Consider the following 14574-nt stretch of genomic DNA (forward strand, 5'->3'; position numbering starts at 1 on the left):
GGGGTGAGTCCATCTACAGATTTGCGTTGTGAAAGATCTCCTGAACATCGTCCAGATCTTCCAGAACATCCAGCAGCTTTTGCATGCGCTCAGTATCTTCTTCGCTCAAATCAATGGTGTTGTCAGCGCGCATGGTCACTTCGGCCACCTCGGGAATCAATCCTGCAGCCTCCAGCGCCGCTTTGACGGCTTCAAAATCCGGGTAGGCGGTCAGCACCTCAATGGCGCCGTCGTCGCCTTTGATCACATCTTCAGCACCCGCCTCCAGCGCCACATCCATGACCTCCAGCTCCGAGGTGCCTGGCGCAAAAACGATCTGGCCGCAGTGTTTGAACTGAAAAGCCACGGAGCCGTCCGTGCCCAGATTGCCACCGTATTTGCTGAACGCGTGCCGAACCTCGGCTACCGTTCGCACCTTGTTGTCGGTCATGGTGTCCACAATGATTGCCGCGCCTGCGATGCCGTAGCCTTCGTAGCGGATCTCTTCCAACGATTGCCCTTCGAGGTTGCCCGAGGCTTTGTCTACGTTGTACTTGATGCGATCGGCTGGCATGTTGGCAGCCTTGGCCTTTTCAATCGCCAGACGCAAACGGGGATTCATCGCCGGATCTCCGCCACCTGAACGGGCCGCTACCGAAATCTCGCGAATGACACGCGTCCAGATCTTGCCCCGCTTTTCGTCTTGACGGCCCTTGCGGTGTTGAATATTGGCCCATTTGCTGTGTCCAGCCACGTGAGAATCCTTTTGTTTGACCGGAATTTGGTCTAATAACCCACGATTTTACGTCTCCAACCCACCCGCGAAGGATGCGCCCCATGGCCGAACCGATGCTGATCGCTCAAAACAAAACCGCCCAATGCCATTTGCTCCCCAGCCTGGCGAACCGCCACGGCCTGATCACAGGTGCCACTGGCACCGGCAAAACGGTCACATTGCAGGCACTGGCTGAGCAGTTTTCCAACATCGGGGTGCCGGTTTTCATGGCCGATGTAAAGGGCGATCTCACGGGCATCAGCCAGACGGGCAGCTTTGGCGAAAAGATCAGCGGCATCCTGAAGGACCGTGGCATCGACCTGCCTGCACCTCAGGCCTGCCCCACGACGCTTTGGGACGTTTTTGGCGAACAGGGCCACCCAGTGCGGGCCACGGTGAGCGACATGGGTCCTCTGCTGCTCTCGCGCATGCTCGACCTGAACGATACCCAGTCGGGTGTGCTCAACCTTGCATTCAAGATCGCCGACGACAACGGGCTGTTGTTGCTCGACATGAAAGACCTGCGGGCCATCCTGCTGCACATCGGTGACAACGCAAAACAGTTCACAACGGAATACGGCAACATCAGCTCAGCCAGCATCGGCGCCATACAGCGCGGACTGATGCAGATCGAGCAGCAGGGGGGCGACCAGTTTTTTGGCGAGCCCATGCTCAATATCAGCGACTTCATGCAGACCGTGGGCGGCAAAGGGGTGATCAACATCCTCTCGGCCGACAAACTGATGAACGCCCCGCGCCTCTACGCGACCTTTCTGCTGTGGATGCTTTCCGAGTTGTTCGAGATGCTGCCCGAGATCGGCGACCCTGAAAAGCCGAAACTCGTGTTCTTCTTTGACGAAGCCCACCTCTTGTTCAACGACGCCCCCAAAGTGTTGATCGAGCGCATCGAGCTGGTGGTGCGCCTGGTGCGCTCCAAGGGTGTGGGTGTGTATTTCGTGACACAAAACCCATTGGACGTGCCCGACAGCGTGCTTGGACAATTGGGCAACCGCGTGCAACATGCCTTGCGTGCGTTTACCCCGCGCGACCAGAAAGCCGTCAAGGCCACAGCCGAAACCATGCGACCCAAGGCCGGGCTCGACATCGAAGCTGCCATCACCGAGCTGGCCGTCGGTGAGGCACTGATCAGCTTCCTCGATGCCAAAGGGCGCCCCACCGAAACCGAACGCGTATTTGTGGTTCCGCCTGGCAGCCAGCTAGGCCCGATCACCATTGCGCAACGCCAAGCCTTGCTCAAAGACTCGCTGGTGGCTGGCATCTACGAGACCACGGTGGACCGCGAAAGCGCCTATGAGGTTTTCAATGCACGCACCGCATCCAACCTTGATCAAGCGGAAAAAGAAGCCAAGGATGGGCCGAAGACCCCCCGCATTCCTGGCGCCGCCAAACAGGCCGAACCTGAAAAAGGGGGGCTGAGCAGCATGTTCAGCGAAGCCTTGTTCGGGCGAACGGGGCCCCGTGGCGGTCAATACGACGGTCTGGTGCAAACCATGACCAAAACAGTGGCGCGCAGCGTGGCGAGCGGCCTGGGTCGCCAACTGGTGCGCGGAATTCTGGGCGGCCTGCTTGGCGGCAAGCGCTAAAAAAGGTGAAGAGCGTGCTTAAAACCGTGATTCTCATCCTGCTGGCCCTGCCAGTGCTCCTGCTGATCGCAGGCCAGCTGGGCTTGCTGCAAGGCAAGCGCCCAGCCGATCTGGGTGTGAGAGATGGCTGCTTAAAGGGTCTTTCCATGACCCGCAACTGCGTCTCCAGTCAGGCAAGACTCCACCCAGAGCATCCTCAGGCCGGCTACGCTGCCATTGATGCGCTGAAGCTCAGGCCAAGCGGTGCAGAAACCAGCATGGCGGACCTTGTCAAGGTGTTGCAAGCCATGCCAGGCGTTAAAGTGGTTGAGCACAAGCCCGATTACATCTACGCCCAAGCCCAAACCCGATGGCTCAAATTCACCGATGACGTTGAGTTTTGGGTCAACCCTGCAGCTCAAACCATCGACATGCGCAGCGCCAGCCGCCTCGGGAAAGAAGACTTTGCCGCCAACCGCAATCGACTTGAAGCGGTTCGCGCCGCCTACCAACAGCCATGAACACCACCACCAAGATCAATTCAACCAACGTTGCAATTCAACCAGCAGGCGGCCACTGGCTGCGTTTGGCTCGCTGGTCAACAACCGCAGTGGCATTGGCCGCCTTAACCGCCTGCGGCGGCGGTGGGGGCAGCGATGACTCCGCCGCCGCCACCGGCAGCGCAGGCACCCGTGTGGCGAGTTGCGGGAAGAGTGGAGGCACCTTGCGCATCATGCCGTTGGGCGACTCCATAACCGAAGGCGAATCGGGACACAACACCTATCGCAGAGTGTTGTGGCAACGCTTGAAAGGCGCCGGTTGCAACGTTGACTTCGTGGGTACCAAGTACGGCGTTTCCGCTGGCTACCGCAACAGCCCCTCCAAATCACCGCCCAATGGGGACTTTGATCTGGACCACGAAGGCCACTGGGACTACCAGGTCAACGAGTTGCTGCCTTTTGTTGCTTCCAGCGTGGCCGCAGCGCAGCCCGACATCATCTTGATTCATGTGGGCACCAATGACGTTCTGGCGGGTCAAGGCGCCTCCGGCATCGCCAGCGAAATATCAACCTTGATCAATACGCTGCGAGCAGGCAAATCCGATGTGTATATCGTGCTCGCCAAAATCATTCCTGCCGCATCCAATACAGCAGGCACCGCTGCGCTGAACCGCCAGATAGATGGCATCGCCGCACGGCTGAGTTCAACCGCTTCTCCCGTGGTTGTCGTCGATCAGGCCAGCGGCTACAGTACCGCTGACAACTACGATGGCGTGCACCCAGCCCCCAGTGGTGAAGCCAAACTGGGTAACCGCTGGGCGGACACCGTGCTGGCCTGGCGAACCAGTTGAAAACGACACCCCAATGCTCAGACAAAAAAAGGCCCGGATGATCCGGGCCTTTTTTTGGTCTGAAATCAGTCGGCTGCCTCGGCCTCGGCCTTGGGCTTGGACTTCCCTTCCTTTTTTGGCAAGGGCTGGATATCGAGCTTGACTTCAGGCGTCTCCACGCCCTTGTCGTCCTTCTTCTGTTCGATGTCGACGGTGAGGCGTCCGCCATCGACCAAGCGCCCGAACAGCAACTCATCGGCCAATGCACGGCGAATCGTGTCTTGAATCAGTCGCTGCATCGGGCGAGCGCCCATCAGCGGATCGAAGCCTTTTTTGGCCAGGTGCTTGCGCAAATCGTCGGTAAAAGTCACCTCGACCTTTTTCTCGGTCAACTGCCCCTCCAACTGCAGCAAGAACTTGTCAACCACGCGCATGATGACTTTTTCGTCCAGCGCCTTGAAGCCCACCATCGCGTCCAGACGGTTGCGGAATTCGGGCGTGAACAGGCGTTTGATATCGGCCATTTCGTCGCCAGCCTCACGCGGGTTGGTGAAGCCTATGGTCGCTTTGTTCATGGTCTCTGCACCCGCGTTCGTCGTCATGATGATGATGACATTGCGGAAGTCGGCCTTGCGTCCATTGTTGTCGGTCAGCGTGCCATGGTCCATCACCTGCAACAACACGTTGAAGATGTCCGGGTGCGCCTTCTCGATTTCATCGAGCAGCAACACGCAATGGGGCTTCTTTGTGATCGCTTCGGTCAGCAAGCCTCCTTGGTCAAAGCCCACATAGCCTGGAGGTGCGCCAATCAGTCGGCTCACTGCGTGCCGCTCCATGTACTCCGACATGTCAAAGCGCATCAAGTCGATGCCCATGATGTACGCCAACTGCTTGGCGGCTTCGGTTTTACCCACACCGGTCGGACCACTGAACAGGAACGCACCGATCGGTTTGTCGACCCGGCCAAGGCCAGAGCGCGCCATTTTGACGCTGGCAGCCAACACCTCGAGTGCCTTGTCTTGCCCGAACACCACGCTCTTGAGGTCGCGCTCCAGCGTTTGCAGTTTGCCGCGATCGTCGTTGGACACATTGGCGGGCGGAATGCGGGCGATTTTCGCCACGATCTCTTCCACCTCGGTCTTGGTGATGGTTTTCTTGCGCTTGGAAACCGGCAGGATGCGCTGAGCGGCGCCAGCCTCGTCGATCACGTCGATCGCCTTGTCAGGCAGATGACGGTCGTTGATGTATTTGGCACTCAATTCAGCCGCCGCCTGCAAAGCAGCCAAGGCGTACTTCACCCCATGATGCTCTTCAAAGCGCGACTTCAGACCCTTGAGGATGTCCACGGTTTCCTGCACCGATGGCTCCACGACGTCCACTTTTTGGAAGCGCCGCGACAGTGCAGCGTCCTTTTCAAAGATGCCACGGTACTCCGTGAAAGTGGTTGCCCCGATGCATTTCAGCTGTCCGCTGGACAGCGCAGGCTTCAACAGGTTGGACGCGTCCAGCGTGCCGCCAGAAGCCGCTCCGGCACCGATCAGGGTGTGGATCTCATCTATAAACAACACCGCGTTCGGTTTGTCTTTCAGCGACTTGAGCACACCTTTCAGGCGTTGCTCAAAATCACCGCGGTATTTGGTGCCTGCAAGCAAGGCGCCCATGTCCAGCGAATAAACGCTGGACTCCGCCAGAATTTCGGGCACATCACCCTGGGTAATGCGCCAGGCGAGACCTTCGGCGATGGCCGTTTTGCCCACGCCGGCTTCGCCCACCAGCAGCGGGTTGTTCTTGCGGCGGCGGCACAGGATCTGAATGACGCGCTCGACCTCGTATTCACGGCCAATCAGCGGATCGATTTTGCCGTCGGTGGCCATCTGGTTCAGGTTCTGTGTGAACTGCTCCAGCGGCGACGCCTTTTCATTGACCTTGGCCTCGCCCGATTCCTCGTTCTCCGAGGCACTCTCGCCCGGTTTGGAGGACTCTGGCGGATCACTCTTGCGAATACCGTGAGCAATGAAGTTCACCACGTCAAGGCGGGTCACGCCCTGCTGGTGGAGGTAATACACGGCATGAGAATCTTTCTCACCAAAGATCGCCACGAGCACGTTGGCGCCCGTTACTTCCTTTTTGCCGTTACCGGTGGACTGCACGTGCATGATCGCGCGCTGAATAACCCGCTGGAAGCCCAGCGTGGGCTGTGTATCGACTTCGTCTGAGCCGGCCACCTGCGGGGTGTTGTCGGTGATGAAGTTGGTGAGCGACTTGCGCAAATCATCCACATTGGCCGAGCAGGCGCGCAACACCTCTGCTGCGCTGGGGTTGTCGAGCAAGGCGAGCAACAGGTGCTCGACCGTGATGAATTCGTGCCGTTGTTGCCGGGCCTCAACAAAGGCCATATGCAAGCTGACTTCAAGTTCCTGGGCAATCATGGACACTTCCTTTTTGCTGGTGAGATTTCTGCTACGCGAACGTAGGTCGGTGGGTTTCGACGGAAGAGACCATCAGTTGGGGTAGATACGCTTTTATTCAACCGGTTCACTCAAACATTGCAACGGATGCCCTGCATTGCGCGCCGCTTGCGAGACCTGATCGACCTTGGTGCTCGCAACATCGCGGGAATACACGCCGCAAATGCCCTTGCCTTCAAGATGGATCTTCAACATGATCTGGGTCGCCATTTCACGGTCCTTGTTGAAAAACTCCTGAATCACGTGTACCACGAACTCCATTGGAGTGAAGTCGTCATTGAGCAAGACGACCTGGTACATCTGAGGTGGTTGGGTGCGCTGCGTGCGGCGCTCGAGAACGACCGCATCGTCGTTGCCGACAGACGGCGGCGCGGCGGGAATTTCCGGTTTTTTGGGTTTCTGGGTGGCCATGAAAAACATTCTAGCGGTGCGCAAACAGCCCCAACAGTCTGCGGGACTATGAAAACCCTTGGAATGCGTGAAGTTGCCTTGTGTACCGGCACACCCGTTACCGGGGAAGCGGACAGGAATTGCAAAAGGCGCATGGGTCATTGTGGGGGTCCGGGTCAAAGGAAAACCGCCGAGGAGACAGGCTTCCCGGCGGCTTTTTGTTCTTTCGACGCTTTTTTTCACCCCCGGCAGCCCGTCGTCAGGGGCTCCACTGTGGATGGGTGGTCTCACATCTGCGAGATCATCTCTTCGCCAAACCCGGAACAACTGACCTGCGTTGCGCCCTCCATCAGGCGCGCGAAGTCATAGGTGACCCTTTTGGAAAGAATGGCCTTTTCAAGCGAACTGATGATGAGGTCTGCGGCCTCAACCCACCCCATGTGGCGCAGCATCATTTCGGCCGAAAGTATCTCGGAGCCCGGATTGACATAGTCCTTGCCTGCGTATTTGGGCGCTGTGCCATGGGTGGCTTCAAAACAAGCCACCGAATCCGACAGGTTGGCTCCAGGCGCGATACCTATGCCGCCCACCTGAGCGGCCAGGGCGTCGGAAATGTAGTCACCGTTCAGGTTCAAGGTGGCGACCACCGAGTACTCAGCCGGGCGCAACAGAATCTGCTGCAGGAACGCATCGGCGATGCTGTCTTTGATGGTGATCTCTTTACCCGACTTCGGATTTTTGAATTTGCACCATGGACCACCGTCCACCAATTGGGCGCCAAACTCTTTCTGAGCCAGGGCATAAGACCAGTCGCGAAACCCACCTTCGGTGTATTTCATGATGTTGCCCTTGTGAACGATGGTCACACTGGGCTTGTTGTTGTCAATGGCGTACTGAATCGCCTTGCGCATCAGGCGCTCGGTGCCTTCGCGGCTGACCGGTTTAACGCCGATACCCGATGTATTCGGGAAGCGGATCTTGGTGACACCCAACTCGGTTTGAAGGAACTTGATGAGCTTTTTGGCCTTGTCGGACTCTGCTTCGTATTCGATACCCGCGTAAATGTCCTCCGAGTTTTCCCGGAAGATGACCATATTGACTTTGTGGGGTTCTTTGACTGGCGAGGGCACGCCATTGAAATACTGGACAGGGCGAAGGCATACATACAGATCAAGCTCCTGGCGCAGGGCCACATTCAAAGAGCGAATGCCTCCTCCCACAGGCGTGGTCAGTGGGCCCTTGATTGACACAACAAAGTCGCGCAATGCGGCCAGCGTTTCTTCAGGCAACCACACATCCGGGCCATACACATGCGTCGACTTTTCGCCTGCGAAGACCTCCATCCAGTGGATTTTCTTCCTCCCTCCGTAGGCTTTCTCGACTGCAGCATCAACCACCTTGAGCATCACCGGCGTGATGTCCTGTCCGGTTCCATCGCCCTCGATATAAGGAATGATGGGTTCGTCAGGCACGCTCAATGACATGTCTGCATTGACGGTGATTTTTTGGCCCTTTTTGGGCACCTGTATGTGTTGGTACATAAATACGCTGGTCTCCAGATTCGATACGATGTGCAATCGACTTTCCGAGCGGGGCACTTTTTGGGCTCCGCAGGGTTCCAAATCATTCTAGTCTTTGCACCTACACATGACCCCCATCCGCCTTCTTTTGAGCTCCTTGCTTGTCACCTTGGTGGGCCCTGCACTGGCCCAAGACAAGCCGCAAATGGATCTGCCTCGAGTCAAGCTCTCTGCAGGCATGTACATGATCGATGCGCAAGTGGCGCAAGCACCGGAACAACGCCAGATCGGCCTGATGTTCCGCAAGGAAATGCCCGAAAAAGAAGGCATGCTGTTCGTCTTTGAACAACCCGGCACGCAGTGCTTCTGGATGAAAAACACCCTTCTGCCCCTGACCGCCGCTTTTGTGGCGGACGATGGCCGCGTGGTGAACCTCGTTGACATGAAGCCACAGAGCACCGACTCGCACTGCTCAACCGAGCCGGTGCGCTACGTTTTGGAGATGAACCAGGGCTGGTTTGCCAAACGGGGCCTCAAAGCAGGCACCCTGCTCGGTGGCTTCACATCACACCGGTAACAAAGACAAAGGGGGCCAAAGCCCCCTTTTTTTGAAGTCAGCTCCAGAGGCCTCAGGCTTTCTTGACGCTTTCCAGCACACCATTCAGCGTTTTGCTGGGACGCATCACTGCGTCCAGTTTGGCCAGGTCGGGCTGGAAATAGCCCCCGATATCCACCGCCTTGCCCTGCACGGAAGCGAGCTCGTCCACGATGGCTTTTTCGTTGTCGGTAAGCTGCTTGGCCAGCGACGCAAATTGTTTGGCCAACTCAGCGTCCTCCGTCTGGGCGGCCAAAGCTTGCGCCCAGTACATGGCCAGGTAGAACTGGCTGCCACGGTTGTCGAGCTGTCCGGTTTTGGGCGACGGATTCTTGTTGTTGTCCAACAGTTTTCCGGTTGCATCATCAAGCGCCTTACCCAGGATTTTCGCCTTGCTGTTACCCGTCTTGAGGCCCAAGTCTTCAAGGGATACGGCCAGCGCAAGGAATTCTCCCAGCGAGTCCCAACGCAGGTGGTTTTCTTCCACCAGTTGCTGAACGTGCTTTGGCGCGGAACCGCCTGCGCCGGTTTCATACATGCCACCACCAGCCATCAAAGGCACGATGGAAAGCATTTTGGCGCTGGTGCCCAGCTCCATGATGGGGAACAGATCGGTCAGGTAATCACGCAGGATGTTGCCAGTGGCACTGATGGTGTCCAGACCGCGCACCACGCGCTCCAGCGTGTAGCGCATCGCACGCACCTGGCTCATGATCTGGATGTCCAGACCCACGGTGTTGTGCTCGTGCAGGTACATCTTGACCTTGGTGATCAACTGCGCTTCGTGCGGGCGATAGGCATCAAGCCAGAACACGACCGGCATGCCGGAGTTGCGCGCGCGGCTCACAGCCAGCTTCACCCAGTCGCGGATGGCAGCATCTTTCACCTGGCACATGCGCCAGATATCGCCCGCTTCGACCTGCTCGGTCAGCAAGACTTCGCCCGTGGCGATGTCGGTGATGTTGGCGGTGCCATCTTCAGGGATCTCAAAGGTCTTGTCGTGCGAGCCGTACTCTTCGGCCTGCTGCGCCATCAAGCCCACGTTGGGCACGGTGCCCATGGTCTTGGGATCGAAATTGCCATGCCACTTGCAGAAGTTGATGATCTCCTGATAGATGCGGGCAAAAGTCGACTCAGGCATCACGGCCTTCACGTCCTTCAAGCGGCCATCGGCACCCCACATCTTGCCGCCGTTGCGGATCATGGCAGGCATGGACGCATCAACGATCACATCGTTGGGCGAATGGAAGTTCGTGATGCCTTTGGCGGAGTCCACCATGGCCAGCTCAGGGCGGCCTTCGTGGCAGGCGTGCAAATCGGCGATCACTTCTTCGCGTTGCGACTGGGGCAGCGTGGCCAGCTTTTCGTACAGATTGGCCATGCCGTTGTTGACGTTCACGCCCAACTGGTCAAACAGCTTGGCGTGCTTGGCGAAGGCGTCTTTGTAGAAAATGCGAACGCAGTGGCCAAACACGATGGGGTGCGACACCTTCATCATCGTGGCCTTCACGTGCAGCGAGAACATCACGCCGGTTTTGTAGGCGTCCTGGATTTCCTTTTCATAAAACTCCAGCAAGGCCTTTTTGCTCATGTACATGCTGTCGATGACTTCGCGGTCCTGCAGCGACACTTTGTCCTTGAGCACGATGGTTTTGCCACCCTTGGTGATCAACTCCATCTTGACGTCGCGAGCCTTGTCCAGCGTCATGGACTTTTCGCCATGGTAGAAGTCGCCGCCGTGCATGTGTGACACGTGGGTGCGGGAAGCCTGGCTCCACTCGGCCATGGAGTGGGGGTTTTTGCGCGCGTACTCTTTCACGGCGCGTGGCGCGCGGCGATCCGAGTTGCCTTCGCGCAGCACGGGGTTCACAGCGCTGCCGATGCACTTGGCGTAACGGGCGCGAATGGCTTTTTCCTCTTCGGTTTTGGGCGCCTCCGGGAAGTCGGGCAAGGCGTAACCTTTGCCCTGTAACTCTTTGATCGCGCTGATCAACTGGCCCACCGAAGCACTGATATTGGGCAGCTTGATGATGTTGGCGTCGGCCTTGAGCGTGAGCTTGCCGAGTTCGGCCAGCGTATCGGGCACGCGCTGCTCTTCCTTCAACGCCTCAGGAAACGCGGCCAGCACGCGGGCGGCCACCGAAATGTCGCTGGTTTCCACGTTGATGCCGGCCGGCGCTGTGAACGCCTGGATGATGGGCAAAAACGCGCGAGTGGCCAGCAAAGGGGCCTCGTCGGTCAGCGTGTAGATGATGGTGGGTTGCTGCTTGCTCATGGTTTGGCTCCGTCGATCGTTTTGGATAGATGCTGCTGCGCCATAGAGGCGACCTGCGGCTCGAGTGGCATGGTTGAAGATTTTGCTTTCAAGCGACTGACCTGCGGTTCATTTTTTGAATCGCCATCTCATATTGCAAAATTTGCTTCAAATATTCTGGATTTTTTGTCTGGCCGCAGCCAGAAAAGCGCCGCACAAAACAAAAGGGCCCGAAGGATGTACCTTCGGGCCCTTTCCCGGTTCACCCGATCACTCAGGCGAAATTGGCTTCGGCGAACGACCAGTTGACCAGCTTGTCGAGGTAGGTCTCAACGAACTTGGGGCGTGCGTTGCGGTAGTCGATGTAGTAGGCGTGCTCCCACACATCGACCGTCAACAACGCCTTGTCTCCAGTGGTCAAAGGGGTGCCGGCTGCGCCCATGTTGACGATGTCCACCGAGCCGTCGGCCTTTTTCACCAGCCAGGTCCAGCCAGAACCGAAGTTCCCCACGGCGCTCTTGACGAATGCTTCCTTGAATGCTGCGTAGCTGCCGAACTTGGCTGTGATGGCCGCAGCCAATGCGCCAGAGGGCTCGCCGCCGCCATTGGGCTTCATGCAGTTCCAGAAGAAGGTGTGGTTCCAGATCTGGGCCGCGTTGTTGTAAACGCCTCCACTGGCCTTCTTCACAATGGACTCTAGATCCATAGCTTCAAATTCAGTGCCTTTTTGCAGATTGTTGAGGTTGACCACATAGGCGTTGTGGTGCTTGCCGTGGTGAAACTCCAGGGTTTCCTGGGAGTAATGAGGGGCCAGAGCGTCAATCGCGTAGGGCAAAGCGGGCAGGGTATGTTCCATGGTGTTCCTCTTTCGTTGGGTTATGGGAAAGCAAGCCGCTCAGAGGCTTGAAAGTTCAACGCACATTGTAGGCAAGCCAATGGGCTGCGCCAGCTCAAGGGCTTTGTTCCTTCGACAAAACTTTCAAACGCACCTCGCCATCCCTCAAGCGCGCGCCAAGGGTGTCTCCTGGACCCGCTTGCGCCACCCGGGTCACTGGCGATCCTCGGCTGTCGGTCAACAAGGCGTACCCACGCTCAAGAACCAACTGGGGATCCAGCAAGGAAAGTGCAGCGCTGGAGCGTTCCAACCGCAGGCGTTGCTGGGTAACGGCATGGTTGAGTGCCAACGGTAACGCCTTTTCCATCGCCTGGATGCGGTTGCGTTGCGATTGGGCGGTGAGAGCCAGACCGCGCTGCAAACGGTGTTCAGCCTCAAGCAATCGCTGGCGACTGTTGTGAACCCGACCAGAGGGCCGACCCAGGCGCTGCCCAAGGTGATCCAGTCGCTGGGCACGTTGGTCAAGCTCGCCAAGTGCGGCATCTGCTAGTCGCTCCTGCAAATAGAGCAACTCCCCCAAGCGAGATTCACGGGTAGGGGCGCACATTTCGGCAGCGGCTGTTGGCGTCGGCGCCCGCAAATCAGCAGCAAAATCGGCTAGCGTGAAGTCAGTTTCGTGTCCGACCCCGCAGACCACAGGCATTGGCGCCTGAGTGATCAACCGAACCAGCGTCTCGTCATTGAAGCTCCAGAGATCTTCCAGCGATCCACCGCCACGGACCAGCAGGAGCACCTCACTCTCTCCCGACCCGACATGACGTTGAAAAGCCGTTCGCATGGCGGCACACAACTCGGCGGGTGCTTGCGCACCTTGAACGGCCGAGGGGTATATGACCACCGGAATGTGGGGCACCCGGCGCCGCAATGCGGTGACCACATCACGCAGTGCCGCCGCCCCGAGTGAAGTGACGACACCAATGCTCTTCGGCTGAGAAGGCAGTTCTCGTTTGCGCCCTTCGTCAAAGACCCCTTCTTCGGTAAGCAATGCTTTCAGCCGAAGGAACTGCTCAAACAAGGCGCCCTGCCCGGCTGGCGTCAAGGATTCCACGATCAATTGAAGATCACCGCGCGGGCCATAGACGTCGAGCTTGCCCCTGGCTTCAACCACTTGTCCGTCGCGCGGCGCAAAGCTCAGCTGGTCCGCGCTGCGACGAAACATCGCACAGCGAACCTGGCCACTCTCGTCTTTCAATGCGAAATAGCAATGACCGCTGGCCGCGCGCGAAAAGCCGGAAACCTCACCCCGAACCGCAACCGGGTTGAACCGTGCCGCCAATGCATCGGCGATGGCTCGCATCAACGGCCCAACGCCCCACACAAGGCTCGCCTGGCTGGCTCTTTTTCCTGGAAACCCTTCAACCATGGGACGCTCCGAGGCAAAAGTGTCCACAGTCGGCGACGATATTGGGTGTGTAGGTCGAAAGCGCGCCACGAGCGGGGATTGCGCTGCAAGCTATTGATTCTGAAGCGTTTTGCACTGCCTGTTTTGTCATCGATTTGTTGAAATGCAGCCCTGGCGCGGACGTTGACCTGGCAATTGCCAGGTTCTTCACAAAGTTATCCACAGAAACTGTGCAAGGATTTTGAATGCACCGAGTTGGTGCACAAAGGCTTGAGGCGCGTCAAACATGGCCTGAGACATAATCACAAAGATCGCAGTTTGACCGCCCTGTGCATGCGGTTTCACCCGGAGCCCTGAATTGTTTTCCATCATACAAGCCGCTGGCTGGCCGATCTGGCCGCTGATTCTTTGCTCGGTACTGGGCTTGGCCTTGGTTATCGAGCGCTTTGTAAGCCTGAAAACGGCCAAAATTGTGCCGCCCAAACTGCTCGATGAAGCCATCATGGTTTCACGCAACGGCGTGCCTGGTGCCGAAGTGGTGAACCACCTTGAGCAAAACTCGGCGCTGGGTGAGGTGTTGGCCAGTGGCTTTCGTGCTTTGCTGAACAACCCCCGAATCAGCGAGTCGGATTTGCGGTCCACGCTGGAAGGTGCCGGTCGTCTGAGTGCTTCCAAATTGCAGCGCTACTTGGGTGCATTGGCCACCATCGCCTCTGCAGCACCGCTGCTGGGCTTGCTGGGCACGGTGATCGGCATGATTTCCATTTTTGGTTCGCAAGGTGGTGCCGATCTTGGCGCCGCGCCAGGTGGCAACCCCGAAGAACTCGCCCACGGCATCTCTATCGCGCTGTACAACACGGCTTTTGGCCTGATCGTGGCTATACCCGCGTTGATCTTCTGGCGCTATTTCCGCGCCCGGGTTGACGACTACCTGCTCAGCATGGAGCTTGCCTCCGAGCGCTTTGTGCGCCATTTGCTGACCCTGCGCAAATAAGGCACCGCGCATGAACTTCCGCCCAGGATCCCGCGACGAACCCGAGATCAACCTGATCCCTTTCATTGACGTCTTGCTGGTGGTGCTCATCTTTTTGATGCTCTCCACCACCTACAGCAAGTTCACCCAGCTGCAGGTGAACCTCCCCGTGGCCGATGCCCAGGCACAGGAGTCTTCGCCCAAGGAAGTGGTCGTCTCGATCAGCGCCGATGGGCGCTACGCCATCAACAAAGACATGCTGGAAGGCAGCAGCGTTGAAGACATCACGCGCGCCCTCTCCCAAGCCGCGCAAGACACGCGAGAGATCGTGATCATCATCAGTGCCGACGCGGCCGCCACCCACCAATCCGTGATCAACGTGATGGATGCAGCACGCCGCGCCGGACTGGTTCGGATCACCTTTGCCACCCAGCAATCGGGCAGCAAAGGCTCGGGATCCAAGATCTAAC

The 14574-nt window shown here is 57.9% G+C and carries 13 protein-coding genes; 6 read left to right on the forward strand and 7 right to left on the reverse strand.

Annotated features, from left to right (window positions below; translation table 11 throughout):
• Nucleotides 1-13: 13 nt before the first annotated feature.
• Nucleotides 14-733 (reverse strand): YebC/PmpR family DNA-binding transcriptional regulator, encoded by a 720-nt coding sequence (locus tag LPB072_RS12885; protein WP_066090405.1) that lies wholly within the window; start codon nt 731-733, stop codon nt 14-16.
• A gap of 83 nt (nt 734-816) precedes the next feature.
• On the opposite strand from LPB072_RS12885, the gene LPB072_RS12890 reads away from it, so the two are divergent.
• The 3 genes from LPB072_RS12890 to LPB072_RS12900 are packed head-to-tail and all read left to right on the forward strand — an operon-like array spanning nt 817 to nt 3688.
• The gene (locus LPB072_RS12890) at nt 817-2358 is read left to right on the forward strand and encodes a helicase HerA-like C-terminal domain-containing protein (RefSeq protein ID WP_066090965.1); all 1542 of its coding nucleotides are present in this window, start codon (nt 817-819) and stop codon (nt 2356-2358) included.
• 14 nt (nt 2359-2372) lie between these two features.
• Nucleotides 2373-2858, forward strand: a complete 486-nt coding sequence (locus LPB072_RS12895; RefSeq protein WP_066090968.1) for a DUF1499 domain-containing protein — start codon at nt 2373-2375, stop codon at nt 2856-2858.
• Complete coding sequence (locus LPB072_RS12900) at nt 2855-3688, forward strand: SGNH/GDSL hydrolase family protein (protein WP_082876924.1); 834 nt, start codon at nt 2855-2857, stop codon at nt 3686-3688. Before LPB072_RS12895 ends, LPB072_RS12900 begins: the two co-directional genes overlap by 4 nt.
• A gap of 65 nt (nt 3689-3753) precedes the next feature.
• On the opposite strand, the gene clpA is transcribed toward LPB072_RS12900, so the two are convergent.
• The 3 genes from clpA to icd all read right to left on the reverse strand — a co-directional run bounded on the left by clpA (nt 3754) and on the right by icd (nt 8066).
• Nucleotides 3754-6096 carry an ATP-dependent Clp protease ATP-binding subunit ClpA gene (gene clpA, locus LPB072_RS12905; RefSeq protein ID WP_066090408.1) on the reverse strand — a complete coding sequence of 781 codons (2343 nt, stop codon included), beginning with the start codon at nt 6094-6096 and terminating at the stop codon, nt 3754-3756.
• Between the two features lie 93 nt (nt 6097-6189).
• Nucleotides 6190-6555 carry an ATP-dependent Clp protease adapter ClpS gene (gene clpS, locus LPB072_RS12910; RefSeq protein ID WP_066090411.1) on the reverse strand — a complete coding sequence of 122 codons (366 nt, stop codon included), beginning with the start codon at nt 6553-6555 and terminating at the stop codon, nt 6190-6192.
• Between the two features lie 257 nt (nt 6556-6812).
• Nucleotides 6813-8066 carry an NADP-dependent isocitrate dehydrogenase gene (icd, locus tag LPB072_RS12915; RefSeq protein ID WP_066090414.1) on the reverse strand — a complete coding sequence of 418 codons (1254 nt, stop codon included), beginning with the start codon at nt 8064-8066 and terminating at the stop codon, nt 6813-6815.
• A gap of 106 nt (nt 8067-8172) precedes the next feature.
• Here icd and LPB072_RS12920 point away from each other — a divergent pair, with 106 nt between their 5' ends.
• Entirely contained in the window at nt 8173-8622 is a 450-nt protein-coding gene (locus LPB072_RS12920) for a DUF192 domain-containing protein (RefSeq protein ID WP_066090417.1), read from the forward strand.
• 52 nt (nt 8623-8674) lie between these two features.
• Here the strand turns inward: LPB072_RS12920 and LPB072_RS12925 are convergent, their stop codons facing one another.
• From LPB072_RS12925 to xseA, 3 genes are all read right to left on the reverse strand, one after another.
• Nucleotides 8675-10915 carry an NADP-dependent isocitrate dehydrogenase gene (locus LPB072_RS12925; protein WP_066090420.1) on the reverse strand — a complete coding sequence of 747 codons (2241 nt, stop codon included), beginning with the start codon at nt 10913-10915 and terminating at the stop codon, nt 8675-8677.
• A gap of 253 nt (nt 10916-11168) precedes the next feature.
• Nucleotides 11169-11750 (reverse strand): superoxide dismutase, encoded by a 582-nt coding sequence (locus tag LPB072_RS12930; RefSeq protein ID WP_066090423.1) that lies wholly within the window; start codon nt 11748-11750, stop codon nt 11169-11171.
• A gap of 94 nt (nt 11751-11844) precedes the next feature.
• Nucleotides 11845-13152: an exodeoxyribonuclease VII large subunit gene (gene xseA / locus LPB072_RS12935; RefSeq protein WP_066090426.1), complete on the reverse strand. Its 1308-nt coding sequence runs from the start codon at nt 13150-13152 to the stop codon at nt 11845-11847.
• Nucleotides 13153-13489: 337 nt separating this feature from the next.
• On the opposite strand from xseA, the gene LPB072_RS12940 reads away from it, so the two are divergent.
• Together LPB072_RS12940 and LPB072_RS12945 are read left to right on the forward strand one after the other, a co-directional pair.
• Complete coding sequence (locus tag LPB072_RS12940) at nt 13490-14125, forward strand: MotA/TolQ/ExbB proton channel family protein (RefSeq protein WP_066090429.1); 636 nt, start codon at nt 13490-13492, stop codon at nt 14123-14125.
• A 10-nt stretch (nt 14126-14135) separates the two neighbouring features.
• A complete protein-coding gene (locus LPB072_RS12945; RefSeq protein WP_066090432.1) occupies nt 14136-14573 on the forward strand; it encodes an ExbD/TolR family protein in 438 nt (145 codons plus the stop codon).
• Nucleotide 14574: the final 1 nt, after the last annotated feature.

Origin of the sequence: Hydrogenophaga crassostreae, assembly GCF_001761385.1 — a bacterium.
Taxonomy (GTDB): Bacteria; Pseudomonadota; Gammaproteobacteria; order Burkholderiales; family Burkholderiaceae_C; genus Hydrogenophaga; species Hydrogenophaga crassostreae.